Consider the following 15,903-nt stretch of genomic DNA (forward strand, 5'->3'; position numbering starts at 1 on the left):
CCCCCGGGTAGGTGGTCCGTAGGCGATTTCACCGATAAGCGTACCGCCCCTGAAACCCGCGTATATAAAGCACGAATCCGGTTCGGTCAAGGCATTCCCATCACGGTTCGCCGATAGTACTATCGCCCAAAATCGTGACGCTGATCACTCCGCCGAGAGGGGCGCGCGTGAGACACACGACAGCGAGGCGGCGGGCCGCCGCCATCGGGATGTGCGCGGCGCTGCTCGCGACGGCGGCGGCCTGCTCGGGATCGGGCGGCGGCGGCACGCCGGCCGCCGGGACCGGCCCGGAGGGCACCCCCGTACCGGGCGGCCGCCTGGTGTACGGCGTCGGCGCGGACGCCAACGGCTTCAACCCGAACAAGGACTCGTTCGCGCCGCAGACGTACACGATGGCCGGGACCGTCATCGAGACGCTCACCGCCATCGACTCCAGCGGCCGGTGGCGGCCGCTGCTCGCCGAATCGATCAAGCCGGCCGAGAAGGCCGCCCAGTGGACGATCAGACTCCGCCCCGGCATCACGTTCACGAACGGGGAGCCGCTGAACGCGGAGGTCGTCAAGGCCAACCTGGACGCGCAGAAGGCGTCGGCGCTCACCGCCGCCGTGCTGGCGCCCCTCCAGGGCATCGAGGTCCTGGACGACATGACGCTCCAGATCCACCTGAACACGCCCTGGGCGAGCTTCCCCAACACGCTGGCGAGCCAGGTCGGGATGATCATCCCGAAGGCGTCGCTGGCCGACCCGGCGAAGGCGAGCCGGACGCCGGTGGGGACCGGGCCGTTCGTGTTCCAGAGCTACACGCCCGACAACCGGTTCATCGTGAAGAAGAACCCCGAGTACTGGCGCAAGGGCCTCCCGTACCTGGACCAGATCGAGTTCCGCATCCTCCCCGACTTCCAGACGCGGGCGCAGACGCTGGAGTCGGGCGGCCTGATGGCGATGGCGACCCAGCGCGACAACGACATCGTGAAGTTCTCCAAGCTCGCCGAGCAGGGCGCCTACAGCGTCCACCAGGCGGCCGGGATGTCGGTGCCGGAGCTGGCGTTCATGCTCAACACCGCGGCCGCACCGCTGGACGACCTCCGCGTCCGCAAGGCGATGGCGCACGCGACCGACCGCGACGCGTTCATCAAGACGCTGCGGTCCGGCCTGACCAAGCCGGCCGACGGGCCCTGGTCGCCCGACTCCAAGTGGTACGCGCCCGGCGGCTACCCCGCGTACGACCCGAACCGGGCCAAGGCGCTCGTCGCCGAGTACGAGAAGGAGAAGGGCCCGGTCAAGGTCGAGCTGCTCACCGTGCCCGACCAGTCGTCGATGCAGAACGCCGAGCTGGTGCAGGACATGTGGAACAAGGCCGGGATGGAGATCACCATCCGGCAGGCGGACCAGGCCGACCTGATCCAGCGGGCGCTGACGGGAAGCTACGGCGCAATCGTCTGGACGCAGTTCGCGCAGCCCGACCCGGACGGCGAGTACTCCTGGCTGCACTCGCGGTTCGTCCAGCCGGTCGGCTCGATCGCGATCAACATGAGCCGGCTCAAGGACGACCAGCTCAGCGCGGCGCTCGACGCGGGCCGCCGCAGCGGCGACGAGGCCGCGCGCAAGGCCGCGTACGCGACCGTGCAGAAGCGGCTGCGCGAGCTGCTGCCGTTCATCTGGGTCGACCACCTCACCACCAGCGCGGTGATCGCCAAGGGCACCGTGAAGGGGCTGCGGCAGTACGAGCTGCCCGGCGGCGGGGTCGGCAAGCCGCTCCAGGGCACGGCGACGCACCGCTTCGAGCACATCTGGATCCAGCGGTAATGGCCCTGGTGGCACTGCGCCGGGGCGCGCAGCTGCTGTTCGTGCTGCTGGCGGTGACCGTGCTGGCGTTCTGGATGATCACGCTGCTGCCCGGCGACCCGGCGGTGCAGATCCTCGGGTACGGCGGCGACGAGGCCGCGCTGGCCAAGGTGCGGAACGACCTGGGCCTGGACGACCCGTTCTGGAGCCGCTACCTGGACTGGCTGGGCGGCGCGGTCACCGGCGACCTCGGAACCTCCTACATCTCCAGCATCCCGGTCGCCGAGTCGCTCACCGGCCGGCTGCCGGTGACGCTGGAGCTGCTGCTGCTCTCCCAGGTGATCTCGCTCGGGCTGGCGATCCCGGCCGGGCTGGCCGCCGCGCGCCGGGCGGGCGGGCTGCTGGACCGCACGCTGACCACGGCGAGCTTCGGGCTGCTGTCCACGCCGGTGTTCGTGTCCGGAGTCGTGCTGATCATGATCTTCGCGGTGCGGTGGCCGCTGCTGCCCGCCACCGGGTACACCCCGTTCGGCACCGACCCCCTGGAGAACCTGCGGTCGATGCTGCTCCCGGCGGTCACGCTGGCCGCCGGGCAGCTGGCGGTGTACGCGCGGCTGCTGCGCGCCGACCTGATCGCCACGCTCCAGGAGGACTACATCACGCTGGCCCGCGCCCGCGGGCTGTCGCCGCGCCGCATCCTGTGGCGGCACGCGCTGCGCCCGTCCACGATCTCGCTGGTGACCGTGGTCGGGCTGAACCTCGGCGCGCTGATCGGCGGCGCGGTCATCATCGAGACGCTGTTCGGGCTGCCCGGCGTCGGCCGGCTCCTGGTCGAGGCGATCCTGTCCCGCGACTACCTGGTGGTGCAGGGCGGGGTGCTGGTCGTCGCGGTCGGCTACGTCCTGGTCAACTTCGGCATCGACCTGCTCTACGGTGCCCTCGACCCGAGGATCCGCCATGCGTCCTGACCGTCCCGTACGGAAGAAGAAGAGCAGGCGGCTCGGCTGGGGGTTCCGGCTGGCGGCGCTGTGGATCGTGCTGGTGGTCGGGGCGGCGCTGGCCGCGGACGTGCTGCCGCTCCCCCACTACGACGCGACGCTCGCCGGCGAGCCGCGGTCCGGCCCGAGCCCCGCGCACCCGCTGGGCACCGACGGGCTCGGCCGCGACATGCTCAGCCGGATCGTGCACGGCGCGCGGGTGTCGCTCGGCGTCGGGATCGGCGCCGCGCTGCTGGGCCTGCTGGTCGGCGGGCCGCTCGGGCTGCTGGCCGGCTACCGGCGCGGCCGCACCGACCGGGCGATCATGACGGCGAACGACATCGTGCTGGCGTTCCCCGCGCTGGTGCTGGCGCTGGCGGTGGTGGCGTTCGCCGGCTCGGGCGTCCGCAACATCCTGCTGGTGCTGGGCCTGCTCGGCGCGCCCGCGTGGGTACGGCTGATCCGCGGCGTGACGCTGTCGTACGCGCAGCGCGAGTTCGTCACCGCCGCCCGGGCGCTGGGCGCGCGCGGCGGCACCGTGATGTGGCGGGAGATCGGCCCGAACGTGGTGATGCCCGCCGTCTCGTACGCGTTCACGGTCATGGCGGTGATCGTGGTGGCCGAGGGCAGCCTGGCGTTCCTCGGCCTGTCGGTGCAGGCGCCCACCCCCACCTGGGGCGGAATGATCAACGAGGGCCGCAGCACGATGGACACGGCCGTGCACACCGTGCTGGCGCCGTCGGCGGTGATGTTCCTGACCGTGCTGGCGTTCAACCTGGTCGGGGACCGGCTGCAGGAGATGGCCGGCTACCGGCAGAGCGGCCTGGAGCCGGTGAAGCGGGTGCGGCGGCGCCCGGCCCGGCCCGTCCTGGAGGACGCGGTCCCGGCCGTGCCCCGCGAGGGCCCCGCGCCGCTGCTCGAAGCGGCCGGGCTGCGCACCGCGTTCGCCACCGAGCGCGGCCCGGTCCGCGCCGTCGACGGCGTCTCGTTCACCCTCGAACGCGGCCGGACGCTCGCGATCGTCGGCGAGTCCGGCAGCGGCAAGTCGATGCTCATCCGCTCCGTCCTCGGCCTGCTCCCGCCCGGCGGCGTCGAGCGGTCCGGCCGCGTCCGGCTGGACGGGCGCGACCTCACGGACGTGGGCCCCGAAGGCATGCGGGAGGTCCTCGGCACCCGGCTGGCCGCCGTCTTCCAGGACCCGATGACCGCGCTCAACCCCGTCCGGACCGTCGGCACGCAGGTCACCGAGCCGCTGCGGGTGCACCGGGGCATGAGCCGTTCCGCGGCGTACGCCAGGGCGGAGGAGCTGCTCGCCTCGGTCGGCATCCCCGAGCCGCGCCGCGTCCTGCGCGGCTACCCGCACCAGCTGTCGGGCGGGATGCGGCAGCGGGTCACGATCGCGATGGCGCTGTCGTGCGACCCCGAGGTGCTGTTCGCCGACGAGCCCACGACCGCGCTGGACGTCACCGTGCAGAAGCAGATCCTGCGGCTGCTGCACCGCGAGCGCGACGAGCGGGACATGGCGATGGTCCTGGTCAGCCATGACCTGGCCGTGGTCGCCGAGCACGCCGACGAGGTGATCGTCATGTACGCGGGCCGGGTCGTCGAGCGCGGCCCGGCGGACGCGCTGTTCACCGCGCCGCGGATGCGCTACACCGAGGCGCTGCTGCGCGCCGCGCCCGACCTCGCGGCGCCGAGCCACACCCGGCTGGAGGTCATCGACGGCCGCCCGCCGGACCTCGCGGACCCGCCGGCCGGCTGCCGGTTCCATCCGCGCTGCCCGTTCGCCCGGGAGCGCTGCGCGGCCGAGGAGCCGCCGCTCACCGAGACGGCCGGGCGCTCCTACGCCTGCTGGTACCCGGCCGGCACCCCCACCGAGCCGGCCGACCTGGAAGGGAGCGTCCCGCATGGCGGGTAGCGGAACGGCGCATCTGCGCGCCGACGGAACGGACACCGTGCTGCGCGTGGAGGGCCTCACGGTGGCGTTCCCGGCCGGACGGCGCCGCACGGTGCGGGCCGTCTCGGGCGTGAGCTTCGACGTGGCGCGGGGCGAGACGCTCGGCATCGTCGGCGAGTCCGGCTGCGGCAAGTCCTCGGCCGCCCGCGCGATCATGCAGCTGCCGCCGCCCGCCGCCGGCTCGGTCCGGCTGAACGGGCAGGAGCTGACGGCGCTGCGCGGCGAGGCCCTGCGGCGCACCCGGCAGCGGCTGCAGATGATCTTCCAGGATCCGATCTCGGCGCTGAACCCGCGCCGCCGCGTCCGCGACATCGTCGCCGAGGGCCCGCGCGTGTGGGGGACGATGAACGGCGACACGGCCCGCGTCGACGAGGCCCTGGAGGCGGTCGGGCTCGACCCGGCCACCGCCGCCGGCCGCCGCCCGCACGAGTTCTCCGGCGGCCAGTGCCAGCGCATCAGCATCGCCCGCGCGCTCGCCCTCGAACCCGAGGTCGTCATCTGCGACGAGCCCGTCTCCGCCCTCGACGTCTCCGTCCAGGCGCAGATCCTCAACCTGCTGGAGGACCTCAAGGCGCGGTACGGGCTGACGCTGGTCTTCATCGCCCACGACCTCGCCGTCATCAAGAACATCAGCGACCGCGTCCTGGTCATGTACCTGGGCAAGACCTGCGAGCTGGCCCCGAGCGCCGACCTCGTCGACCGCCCGGCCCACCCGTACACGCGCGCCCTGCTGGCGTCGGTCCCCCGGGGCCCGCTCCGCCTCCCCGCCGCCGAGGAGGACCCGGTCGGCGGCGAGCCGCCGTCCCCGTTGAACCCGCCGTCCGGGTGCCGTTTCCGGACCCGCTGCCCCCGCGCCGACGCCCGCTGCGCGAAGGAGGAGCCCTTGATGCGCCCGCTGGCCGCCGGTCACTGGATCGCCTGCCACCACCCCGTCATCGAGTGAGGAAGCGCAGGTCGGCCGCCACCAGTGCGGCGTTCGCCGCGCCGCCGCGGCGGAGAGCGGGGGCCAGGGCGTCGAGATCCGTGAAACGGGCCGGGCGGAGGTGGACGCGGTAGCCGTCGCCCGCCGGTTCGAGGGTGAGGGCGTCGCCGATGGCGAGCCTGCCGTCCGGGAGGTGGGACGCGGTCGCGCCGGCGAGCCGTTCGAGGGCGTCCACCGAGGTGATCCCGGTGGCGATCGGCACCTCGGTGGCCGGGTCGGCGAAGGCTTCGCGGAGGTCGCGGAGGCGGGCCGCGACGGTCGTGCGGGCCGGGTGGTCCGCGGGGAGGCGGTCGCCGAGCAGCTTGGCGGCCTCCGCGACGTGGCCGGGCGGCGGTACGGACGGGCGCTCGCCGAGGAGGGCGATCACGGCCGGCAGGGCGTCCTCGGCGCCGGCGGCGAGGGTGACCCACTGCTCGCCGGTGAGCGGGGCGAGCGGCGGGCGCCGTCCGGTCCAGTAGGCGACCGCGCCGTCCAGGTCGGGGCCGGTGCGCCACAGGTCGGCCGGGTCGGCGGGCATCAGCCGCTCGACCACCTCGACGGCCTCGTCCACGGTGGCCATCGCCTCCAGGGTGAGCGCCGCCGCCCGCAGGTCGGCCTCGGTCAGGTTGAGGGCGCGGGCCCGTTCGGCGTCGCCGCGGGTCAGGGCGGCGGCGCGGCCCCGCGCCCAGCCGTCCGGCCAGGAGAGGTCCCGTGCGGACGTGGACAGCAGGAGCAGGCACTGGGCGGCGGTCAGGCCGGTCGCCTTCGCGAACGCGGCCGCCGTGGCCTCGCGGTCGAGGGCGGGCGGGCCGTTCCCGGCGAGCAGCCCGACCGCCTGCCCGAGCCGGCCGGGATCGCCCCAGCCGCGGCACGTCCGCACCTCCACGACCCGGTTGCGCAGGAACAGGAGGGGATCGGGGCCGCCGGGGGTGTAGAGGAGCGCTGTGTTGGCGTAGTAGTAGTCCACCGGCTCCTGCTCGCCGACCACCGCGATGGCGATGGGGCCGTGGCCGGAGCGCAGGTCGCCGGTCTCCTGCGCGGGACGCAGGCGGGCGACGTGCCAGGTGCCGTCGGTCCGGACGAGGTCGGGGACCTCCGCCAGCGCCGCGAGCGCGGCCCGGCCGCCGCCGGACCAGGCCGCGTGCAGGACCGCCGCGCCCAGCCGGCCCAGCCTGTTCTCGATCCCCCGGACGGCGGCCGCGTCGAAGCTCGCGACGGACCTGTCGAACGGCCGCCGGGCGCCCGCCCGCGCGAAGTGGACGATCCGCTCGTACGGTGAATCGGGCCCGGGGTCCGGCTCCTCCCCGGGCTCGTCGCGCGGTACGGCCGGGGCCGCGACGGCGGGGGCCGGCCGCAGGTACGGAGAGGAGCCGAGGTCCAGCCGTTCCAGCAGGGCGGACGCGCGCTCGCGGCATTCGATCGCCGTCCACACGAGGGAGGTGACGCCCTGCCAGAGCGCCTCGTCGGTGATCTCGGGCAGCAGCGGGCGGAGCCGTCCGGACAGCTCGTCGAAACGGGCGTCCTGCTCCCGGAAGCCGGTGTTCGGATCCATGACGCGCAGGAGTTCGGCGCTCAGCGCCGTGTCCGCGACGTCGATCAGGCGGCGCGCGGTCGCGTCCCCGACGGCGCGCAGGGCGCGCGAGCCGCCGGGGTCGCGCGGCTCCATCGCGGTCCACCAGCCCGGCGGCGGGACGAGGGCCGTGCCGACCGCGTAGCGGTGGCGCTTCACCCAGCCGATGACGTTCGCGCCGGAGTGCTCGGGCGCGCGGCCCCAGCCGCGGACGTAGCGGCCGATCGTCCGGCCGGCCGCGTCCCGCAGCTCGATGGTGCGGCCCGCGCCGCGCCACACCGTTGCCGCGGCCCCGCCGGGGAAGGTCACCCGCTCGCCGTCGGCGGGCTCGGTGCGGCGGGCGGCCGGGTGCGCGCCGCCGGCCGGATCGTGCGGGCAGTGCGGGCCGCCGTGGTCCACGACGGTCACCCGGCCGCCGGTGACGATCAGGCAGCGGTCGTAGAGGTCGCGCGCCTCCGTCCGGACGTTGGCGGAGTCGTCGTAGAAGTCGTACGTGCCGAAGCACTGGGCCGGCCCCACGCCCTCGGGCGTGACCACGGCGGCGCGGTAGCGGTGGTCCCAGAGCCGCCCGGCCTCGATCAGCAGCAGGTCCCGACCGCTCTCCTCCATGTAGTCGCTCATGCTGCGCACGTGCCCGGCGGAGAGGGCCGGCAGCTCCAGCTCGTCCAGGAGGCCGCCGCTGAGCGCGGCCGCGAGCGCCCGGACCGGGTCGGCTCCGGTCACGATCGCGCGGACGCTCTCCAGCATGGACGCGGGCACGCCGCCGGCCGTGAACCGCTCCACGTCGCACAGCGCCGCGTGCACGTCCGGGAGCCCCTGCTCGGGGACGCGCCCCGCGTGCGCGGCGAGGATGTCCGCGACGATGCCCGCCGTGCCGGGGGTGCCGGTCAGGGCCCGTACGGTCTCGGGTGCGGTCACCTTCGGGTGGGCGGGCAGGCTGACGTGCAGCGGGGCGGTGATGTCGCCGATCACCGCGTCGCGCAGGACCGGGCCCCAGTCCGGGTCCGCCGCCAGGGCGGACAGGTCGGAGCCGCCGCCACCGGCGAGCCAGTCGTGGAGCTTGAACGTGTGCAGCAGCCGCGGCCGCTCGACCGGGACGCCGCAGCCGACGAGGAGGTCGAGCAGGGCGAAGTCGGTGTCCGTCTCCTGGAAGTCGTAGACCTTGTGGTCGTCGTCGTCCAGCAGCGCGGCATGGTCGTCGCAGGTGAGCCCGTTGGCACGCAGGGCCGCCCCGGCGCCGCGCAGGAGGTCGTCGAGACCGGCGACGGGGAGGGTGAGCCCGGCGTACAGCCTCAGGAAACGGCCCAGCCACTCCTGCGCCCGCGCACCCGTGACCCCGGTGAACGGAGCGTGCAGGCCGGTTCCGGCGAGATTGGCCAGGAGCAGCGACACCGCCGCGCCCTTGGCCTTGGGGGTGTCCTTCGCGGGCAGCGGCAGCACGCCGAGCACGGCCCGGCCGATCTCCGGATCCGCCGGCGCCATCCCCCGGAGCAGCGGCAGGACGAACGTCCAGAGGGCCTGCGGCGCCGACTCCATGCAGCCGTGGGACAGCAGCGCCCGTACGGCCCGCTCGTCGTCCGGCCCGCCGGGCGTGTGCCCCGCGGCCTTCGCCGCCGCCGGCCACCCGGCCGCCAGGACCAGCGCGTAGTCCTCGCCCGCCTCGCACCATTCCGTGAGCAGCCGCAGGAACCAGCGGTACGCGCCGGCGGGGGCATGGCGGGCGGCCAGCCGGCCGGCGTGCGCCTTGAGGGTGGGCGGCCCGACCGCGTCGGACCCGGCGGCGAGATGCACCGCCACCAGCTCGGCCTCGTCCACCGGCAGGGCGTGTGCCCGCTCGGCGGCGCGGGCCTTCTCGAAGAAGGCGCAGGCGAAGCGGCTGCTGCCGGCGTCGGCCAGGATGCGCGCGCACTCGTCGTAGAACGGCGGGAGGAGTTCGGGGGCGCCGGCCTCCAGGGCGTCGCCGGCGCCGGTCAGGGCCGTGCGCGCGAGGCCGGGCTTGCGGGCGGCCAGGTCGCGGGCGGCGCGCAGCTCGGTCTGGGCGGCGAGGGCGCGGGCGCGGTGGGCCGGGTACCGGTGCAGTGCCGCGGGGAGGAAGCCGAGCAGGTCCGCCTCCACCGTCCCGGCGCCGGTCTCCGCCACCGGGTCCAGGTCGTACAGGGACATCTCGGCCTTGTCGCCCTCGACGGCCGCACGCCGGACGAGGTTGACGACCGGGGCGTCCAGGACGGCGTGCTCGTAGCGGACGGCGACGCAGGCGTCCTCGCCGCCGCCCGGCGCGGGCGGGCCGGGCAGCACGGCTCCGGCGCGCAGCAGCGCCCCGCGCGGCGGGAGCCGGAGGTCGGCGGGCGGCGCGGCCGTGCCGGGCTCGCCGCGATGGCCGTCGCAGTAGTACGAGTACACCTCGGCCGCGTCGAGCACCGGCCCGTCCTCGTCCACGGTACGGGCCCCGTACAGGCCCATCAGGATCCGCACGCCCTCCGACCACGCGATGTCGCCGATCTCCCGGCCGCCGGCGGCGAACGCCAGGTAGGACATGTAGACCGGGCTCATCGGGCCGTGGTAGTCGAGGTCGATCTCGATCGAGAGCGGTTCGGGCGCGCGGACGGTGAACCGCGCCGCGCGGCCCCTGATCCGCCCGCCCAGCTCGTGGACGCGGCGTTCGAACGCGGCGCCGCTCTCGAACCGGGCGTCCAGGTACCCGAAGGCGTCCACGAGCGCGACCGTCCGGTCCATGCCGGCGGGACGCGTCCAGATCTCCCGGTGCACCTGCTCGACGGCCTGGTCCAGGCCGCGCCGCCGCCAGGCGTCGAGCGAGTCCCCGAGCAGCACCGGGTGCGGGATCGCGAACGCCTCGGCCTCCGCCCAGCCGGGCCCGGTCAGCGGCGCGCACCGGGTGAGGTCCGGCGCGCCGTCCACGACGGGCGCGACGATCAGGTCGCCGAGCGTCTCGCGCCACACCGGGTCGTCCCAGACCGCCGCCGGCAGGCCGGCCGGGACGGGCAGCGACCGCACCATCCACGCCTCGACCCGGTCGTGCACGTCCCGGGCGCGCTCGCCGAGCCGGTCGCACAGCGCGGCCAGCCGGATCGCGTCCGGGTCCTTCCGCACCTTGGCGGGCAGTTTCGCGAGCACCCGGCCCGCCGCCGTCCGGCAGGCCACCTCCGGCCGCAGCGTCCCCTCGACCGTCACCTCGTGGCCGGTCGCGATACCGATCCATCCCATGCCGCCGCATTGTCGATCATGCCTCCGACATCCGGCGAATCCCCTGGGACGGATGATTCGGGCGCCGCGCTCCGGGCAGTCGGTCAGGCGTGGGGGATATCGATCTTGTCTTCGTGATCGCGGGCGCCGCCGCGCTGCTCGCCGCGGCGCTCCCCGGCCTGATCGACCGGCTGCCGGTGTCGCTGCCGGTCCTCTTCCTGGCCGCCGGGCTGCTGCTGTACGCGCTGCCGCTGGACCTGCCCGCGCCCGACCCGGTCGGGCAGCGCGCGGGGCTGGAGCACCTCACCGAGGTGACGCTGATCGTCTCGCTGATGGGCGCCGGGCTCGCGCTGAACCGGCCGTTCGGGCTGCGCACCTGGGGAACGACCGCGCGGCTGCTGGCGATCGTGTTGCCGGTGACGGCGCTGCTGGTCGCCGGCGCCGCGCACGCGCTGCTGGCCTGGCCGCTCGCGGCGGCGCTGCTGCTGGGCGCGGCGCTGGCGCCGACCGACCCGGTGCTCGCGTCGGACGTGCGGGTCGGCGAGCCCACCGACGACCCCGAGCACGATGACGACGAGGCCCGGTTCGCGCTCACCTCGGAGGCGGGGCTGAACGACGGGCTGGCGTTCCCGCTGGTCTGGACGGCGATCGCCGTCGCCGGCGCGGGCGGGATGGTGAAGCTGGTCGCGGTGGACTTCGCGTACGCGACCGCGGCCGGGGTCGTGGTCGGCCTGGTCGTGGGATGGCTGCTCGGCCGGCTGTTCTTCGGCACCGAGCGGCCGGTGCGGCTCGCCGAGCGCAACGAGGGCTTCGTGGCGCTGGCCGCGACGCTGCTGGCGTACGGGATCGCCGAGGTGCTGCACGGGTACGGCTTCGTCGCCGTCTTCACCACGGCCTGCGCGATCCGCGCGGCGGAACGTTCCCACGGCTACCACGGCGTGCTGCACGGCTTCATCGAGCAGGTCGAGCGGCTGCTCACCGCCTGGCTGCTGCTCCTGCTCGGCGGGTTCGTCGCGACCGGCGGGCTGTCCGCGCTGACCTGGCAGGGGGCCGCCGTGGGGCTGCTCCTGCTGCTGGTGATCCGGCCGCTGGCCGGGTGGGCGGCGCTGTACGGGGGGCCGGCCGGGCGCCGGGAGCGGCGGGTGATCGCGTTCTTCGGCGTGCGTGGCGTCGGCTCGCTGTTCTACGTCGCCTTCGCGCTCGGCCAGGCCGACTTCGGTGTCGCGCCCGAGTCGCTGTGGGCGGTCGTCGCGTTCACCGTCGTCGGGTCGGTCTGCCTGCACGGCCTGACGTCCACGCCCGTGCTCGGCCGGCTCGACCGGCTCCGCGGGCACCGCCGCCTCCCGGCCCCCGGACGGTGAGCTACCGCTCGCCGGTGAGGTCGTCGCGGTCGACTTCGGCGCGCTCCATCGCGTCCTGCAGTTCGGCGCCGACCGCCGGGCGGGTGTCCGGGTCGCGGCGCGGCTCCTGGTCGGCGTCCCGGTCCGGGTCGCCGCCCGGCCGCATCACGACCTGGTCCGTCTTGTCGGTCTTGGCGGCGTTCTCCTCTGGAGTACTCATGCCGGTACGGCTACCCGCCGATGACCAGCGCTAACACGCGCGCCGCGGGGGCCGCGAATGGAGATCGGGCCACCGGGTACGGGGCAGGCCATGAACCATCGCCGTACGGAGGAAGAAGAGCCGGAGCGGGACGCCGGCGCGCCCGTCAGCGGTACGGGTGTGCCGGGCGTGCGCTCCGACCACCCCGACACGCTGCCGCCCGACGAGGAGGGCGTGCGCGAGGCCGAACGGACCGACGACAGCGGGGACGACGGCTGGAAGGCCCGCCCCGGAAGGCCGTCACGAGACACCGGCTGACGGCGTTAACCTGTCCGCCGGGAGGCACGATGCGGCGGACGATTTCCGACATGGAACGGCGGGCACGGCTGGGGGCGCGGCACCGGCTCGCACCCGGGACGGCGGCCGCCGACCCGGCCGAGGTGGCGCGGTCGCTGGTGACCGTGCACGCCACCGATCCGTCATCGGTGTACCTCGGCACGCTGGCCCGGATGGCGGGCGGTGATCTGGGCGCGGTGGAGCGCGCCCTCTACGACGACCGGACGCTGCTCCGGCTGCTGGCGATGCGCCGCACCGTGTTCGTGACCGCGCTGGACGTCGCGCCGGTCGTCCAGGCCGCGTGCTCGCGGGCGGTGGCCGAGCGGGAGCGGCGCAAGCTGGTCGGGATGCTGGCCGAGGCGGGCGTCGGCGGCGCCGATCCCGAACGCTGGCTGGACGAGGCGGAGGCGGCGGCCGAGAAGGCGCTCGCCGAGCGGGGCGAGGCGACGGCGGCCGAGCTGGCGGCCGGCGATCCGCTGCTCGGCACGCAGATCGTGCTGAGCAAGGGCAAGAAGTACGAGGGCCGGCAGAACGTCGCCAGCCGGGTCCTGCTGCTGCTCGCCGCGCAGGGCCGCGCCGTGCGGGGCCGGCCGCGCGGCTCGTGGACCTCGCACCAGTACCGCTGGTCGCCGCTGGAGCTGTGGTGCCCGGGCGGCCTGGCGGAGTGGGAGACCGGCGCCGCCGAGGTGGAGCTGGCCCGCCGCTGGCTGCGGGCGTACGGCCCGGCCACCGCCGGCGACCTCCAGTGGTGGACCGGGTGGACGAAGACGCGGACCGCGAAGGCGCTGGCCGCGCTGGACACGGCCGAGGTCGCCCTGGACGGCGGCGCGGAGGGCCTGGTGCTGGCCGACGACCTGGAGCCGGTGCCGGAGCCCGGGCCGTGGGCGGCGCTGCTGCCGGCGCTGGACTCGACCCCGATGGGCTGGCGGGCGCGGGAGTGGTTCCTCGGCGAGCACGGGCCGAAGCTGTTCGACCGGATGGGCAACGTCGGCCCGACGGTGTGGTGGAACGGCCGGATCGTGGGCGGCTGGGCCCAGGACCGGGACGGCGCGATCGTGTGCCGGTTCCTGGAGGACGCCGGGTCGGAGGCCGCGGCCGCCGTCGAGGCCGCGGCGGAGCGGCGCGCGGCGCTGCTCGGCGATGTCCGGCTCGCCCCCCGTACCCGCGGCATGACCTGGCTGGAAGAGGAACTGAAGGGCTGATCCTTCGTGGAGTACAGCGCGCAAGGGACCCGGCTGAACCGGCGGGGGCTGGAGACCCGGCGGCGCTTCCTCGCCGCGGCCGTCGACCGGCTGGCCGCGGGCGGTCCCGACGCGGCCAGCGCCAACCGGATCGCCCAGGACGCGGGGCTCACCTGGGGCACCATCCAGCACCAGTTCGGGGACGTGGACGGCGTGTGGGCCGCCGTGCTCCAGCACTGCCTCGTCCAGGCCGAGTCGCTCTTCGAGCAGGCCCTTCCGGGCCGGGCGGCGCCCCGGGAGCGGGTCGCCGCGATCGTCGACACCCTGCTGCGGACCTACGACTCGCCGGTGGCGCAGGCCGTCCAGAACCTCCGCCTCGCGCTGCCGCGCGACCGCGGGACGCTGGAGCGGCTCTTCCCCGCGACGGTCGCGGCGCTGCGGCGGGCGGACGCGACCTGGACGCGGCTGTGGGAGTCGCTCTTCGAGGGCATGGACGTGGCGCCCGAGCGGCTGCGGCGGGCGCGGCGGTTCGTCCCGGGCGCGGTCCGCGGGCTGTACGACCAGTCCCGGCTGACCACGTTCACCGATCTGGACGACGCGCGCGAGGGCCTGATCGACGCGATCACGGTGTACCTGGACTAGCGGCCGGGCCGGAACGGGACGGCGTTCAAGGACCAGTCCGGACACGGCCGGACACGGGCCGGTATCGGCCTCATTGGCGGGCTTTCTTTCGGCCGATTCGATGGCTAACTTCCGATATCTGCGGTTTTCGGGGGTTCATTCGCGATCTCCTTCGGAGGAGCCGACCATGCCATCGACTCGCCGGGGCGTGTTCCGTGCCGTCACCACGGCCACGGTGCTCGCCCTTCCCCTCGCACTCGCATCGCCCGCCGGCGCGGACCCGGACGCCGGACAGCAGCAGCGCGTGCTCCAATCGATCAAGGCGCCGAACGCCAAGCGCCATCTGGAGGCGTTCCAGAAGATCGCCGACGCCAACGGCGGGACGCGCGCCTCGGGGACCCCGGGCTACGCCGCCTCCCGCGACTACGTCGCGAACAAGCTCAAGGCGGCGGGCTACAACGTCTCCGTCCAGCAGTTCGACTTCCCCTTCTTCCAGGAGAACTCGAACGCCGTGCTGAACCAGACGGCACCGGACCCCAAGGTGTACGCCCCCACCCCGCCGGACGGCAGCGCGCTCGGCGACTTCGCCACCATGACCTACTCCGGGTCCGGCGACGTCACCGCGGCCGTGCAGGGCGTGGACCTCACCCTGCCGCCCACCCCGGCGCCCAGCTCCAGCAGCGGGTGCGAGGCCGCCGACTTCGCCGGCTTCACCGCCGGGAACATCGCGCTGATGCAGCGCGGGACCTGCGACTTCGAGGTCAAGGCCCGCAACGCCATGGCGGCCGGCGCGGCCGGCGCGATCATCTTCAACGAGGGGCAGCCGGGCCGTACCGACGCGTTCGTCGGCACGCTCAACGAGCCCGGCGTGACGATCCCGGTCGTCGGCGCGAGCTTCACGACCGGCGAGGACCTGGCCACCCCCGCGGGCACGACCGTGCGGCTGCGCACCGACACCGCCAGCGAGATCCGGCCCACCTGGAACGTCCTCGCCGAGTCCAGGAAGGGCGACCCGAACAGGACCGTCATGAGCGGCGCCCACCTCGACAGCGTGCTCGCCGGGCCCGGCATCAACGACAACGGCTCGGGCAGCGCCGCGCTGCTGGAGGTCGCCGTCCAGATGGGCAAGCTCCCGCCGAAGAACAAGCTGCGCTTCGCCTGGTGGGGCGCCGAGGAGCTGGGCCTGCTGGGCGCCGAGCACTACGTCGGCACCCTGCCGCAGGCCGAGCGGGACAGGATCGCGCTCTACCTGAACTACGACATGGTCGCCTCGCCGAACTACATGTTCGGCATCTACGACGGTGACGACTCCGACGCCACCGGCGCCCCGGCCGGGCCGCCCGGATCGGACGAGATCGAGAAGACCTTCGAGAAGTACTTCGACACGCTCCGCCTCGGCCATGTCGGCACCGACTTCACCGGCCGCTCCGACTACGGGCCGTTCATCGCGGTCGGCATCCCGGCCGGCGGCCTGTTCACCGGCGCCGAGGGGATCAAGACCGAGCGCGAGGCCGAGCTGTTCGGCGGGACCGCGGGCCAGGCGTACGACCCGTGCTACCACCAGGCGTGCGACGACCTGTCGAACATCGACGAGCGGGCGCTGACGGCGAACATGGGCGCGATCGCGCACTCCACGCTGACCTACGCCTACAGCCGCGACCTGCCCGGCCCCGAGACCCGCACGGCCGGCGCCGCGAAGGCCGCCACCGGCCACGGCCACGGCCACGAGCACGGGGGCCTCGCCAAGTAGACAGCCGATCGGACACCTGTCCAAAT

At 74.7% G+C, this 15,903-nt stretch carries 11 protein-coding genes; 9 read left to right on the top strand and 2 right to left on the bottom strand.

Translation table 11 applies throughout. The annotated features are described in order from the left end of the window. Nucleotides 1-167 precede the first annotated feature (167 nt). From ACA361_RS33850 to ACA361_RS33865, 4 genes are read left to right on the top strand one after another with little or no spacing between them, the layout of a single operon-like run. Complete coding sequence (locus ACA361_RS33850) at nucleotides 168-1,805, top strand: ABC transporter substrate-binding protein (protein WP_375018886.1); 1,638 nt, start codon at nucleotides 168-170, stop codon at nucleotides 1,803-1,805. Next, nucleotides 1,805-2,752, top strand: a complete 948-nt coding sequence (locus ACA361_RS33855; protein WP_375018888.1) for an ABC transporter permease — start codon at nucleotides 1,805-1,807, stop codon at nucleotides 2,750-2,752. The genes ACA361_RS33850 and ACA361_RS33855 overlap by 1 nt, the downstream gene beginning before the upstream one ends. Next, nucleotides 2,742-4,679 (top strand): dipeptide/oligopeptide/nickel ABC transporter permease/ATP-binding protein, encoded by a 1,938-nt coding sequence (locus ACA361_RS33860; protein WP_375018890.1) that lies wholly within the window; start codon nucleotides 2,742-2,744, stop codon nucleotides 4,677-4,679. Before ACA361_RS33855 ends, ACA361_RS33860 begins: the two co-directional genes overlap by 11 nt. Next, complete coding sequence (locus ACA361_RS33865; protein WP_375018891.1) at nucleotides 4,669-5,661, top strand: ABC transporter ATP-binding protein; 993 nt, start codon at nucleotides 4,669-4,671, stop codon at nucleotides 5,659-5,661. The genes ACA361_RS33860 and ACA361_RS33865 overlap by 11 nt, the downstream gene beginning before the upstream one ends. Here ACA361_RS33865 and ACA361_RS33870 read toward each other — a convergent pair. Further along, on the bottom strand, nucleotides 5,651-10,471 hold the full coding sequence (locus ACA361_RS33870) for a DUF4132 domain-containing protein (RefSeq protein WP_375018893.1): 4,821 nt from the start codon (nucleotides 10,469-10,471) through the stop codon (nucleotides 5,651-5,653). The genes ACA361_RS33865 and ACA361_RS33870 overlap by 11 nt on opposite strands. A 113-nt stretch (nucleotides 10,472-10,584) precedes the next feature. Here ACA361_RS33870 and ACA361_RS33875 point away from each other — a divergent pair, with 113 nt between their 5' ends. Further along, complete coding sequence (locus ACA361_RS33875) at nucleotides 10,585-11,811, top strand: cation:proton antiporter (protein ID WP_375018895.1); 1,227 nt, start codon at nucleotides 10,585-10,587, stop codon at nucleotides 11,809-11,811. Nucleotide 11,812: 1 nt separating this feature from the next. Here ACA361_RS33875 and ACA361_RS33880 read toward each other — a convergent pair whose 3' ends face one another. Beyond that, nucleotides 11,813-12,010: a hypothetical protein gene (locus ACA361_RS33880; RefSeq protein ID WP_375018897.1), complete on the bottom strand. Its 198-nt coding sequence runs from the start codon at nucleotides 12,008-12,010 to the stop codon at nucleotides 11,813-11,815. Between the two features lie 90 nt (nucleotides 12,011-12,100). Between ACA361_RS33880 and ACA361_RS33885 the strand changes: the two genes are divergently transcribed. The 4 genes from ACA361_RS33885 (at nucleotide 12,101) to ACA361_RS33900 (ending at nucleotide 15,877) form a co-directional block, all read left to right on the top strand. Continuing rightward, on the top strand, nucleotides 12,101-12,307 hold the full coding sequence (locus tag ACA361_RS33885) for a hypothetical protein (RefSeq protein WP_375018899.1): 207 nt from the start codon (nucleotides 12,101-12,103) through the stop codon (nucleotides 12,305-12,307). A gap of 50 nt (nucleotides 12,308-12,357) precedes the next feature. Beyond that, nucleotides 12,358-13,527, top strand: coding sequence for a winged helix DNA-binding domain-containing protein (locus tag ACA361_RS33890; RefSeq protein ID WP_375018901.1), 1,170 nt, complete (start codon nucleotides 12,358-12,360; stop codon nucleotides 13,525-13,527). A 6-nt stretch (nucleotides 13,528-13,533) separates the two neighbouring features. After that, on the top strand, nucleotides 13,534-14,148 hold the full coding sequence (locus ACA361_RS33895) for a TetR/AcrR family transcriptional regulator (RefSeq protein ID WP_375018903.1): 615 nt from the start codon (nucleotides 13,534-13,536) through the stop codon (nucleotides 14,146-14,148). Nucleotides 14,149-14,314: 166 nt separating this feature from the next. After that, the gene (locus tag ACA361_RS33900) at nucleotides 14,315-15,877 is read left to right on the top strand and encodes a M28 family metallopeptidase (RefSeq protein WP_375018905.1); all 1,563 of its coding nucleotides are present in this window, start codon (nucleotides 14,315-14,317) and stop codon (nucleotides 15,875-15,877) included. Nucleotides 15,878-15,903 lie beyond the last annotated feature (26 nt).

The sequence above is a fragment of the Actinomadura sp. 21ATH genome, assembly GCF_041951345.1.
Lineage (GTDB): Bacteria > Actinomycetota > Actinomycetes > Streptosporangiales > Streptosporangiaceae > Spirillospora.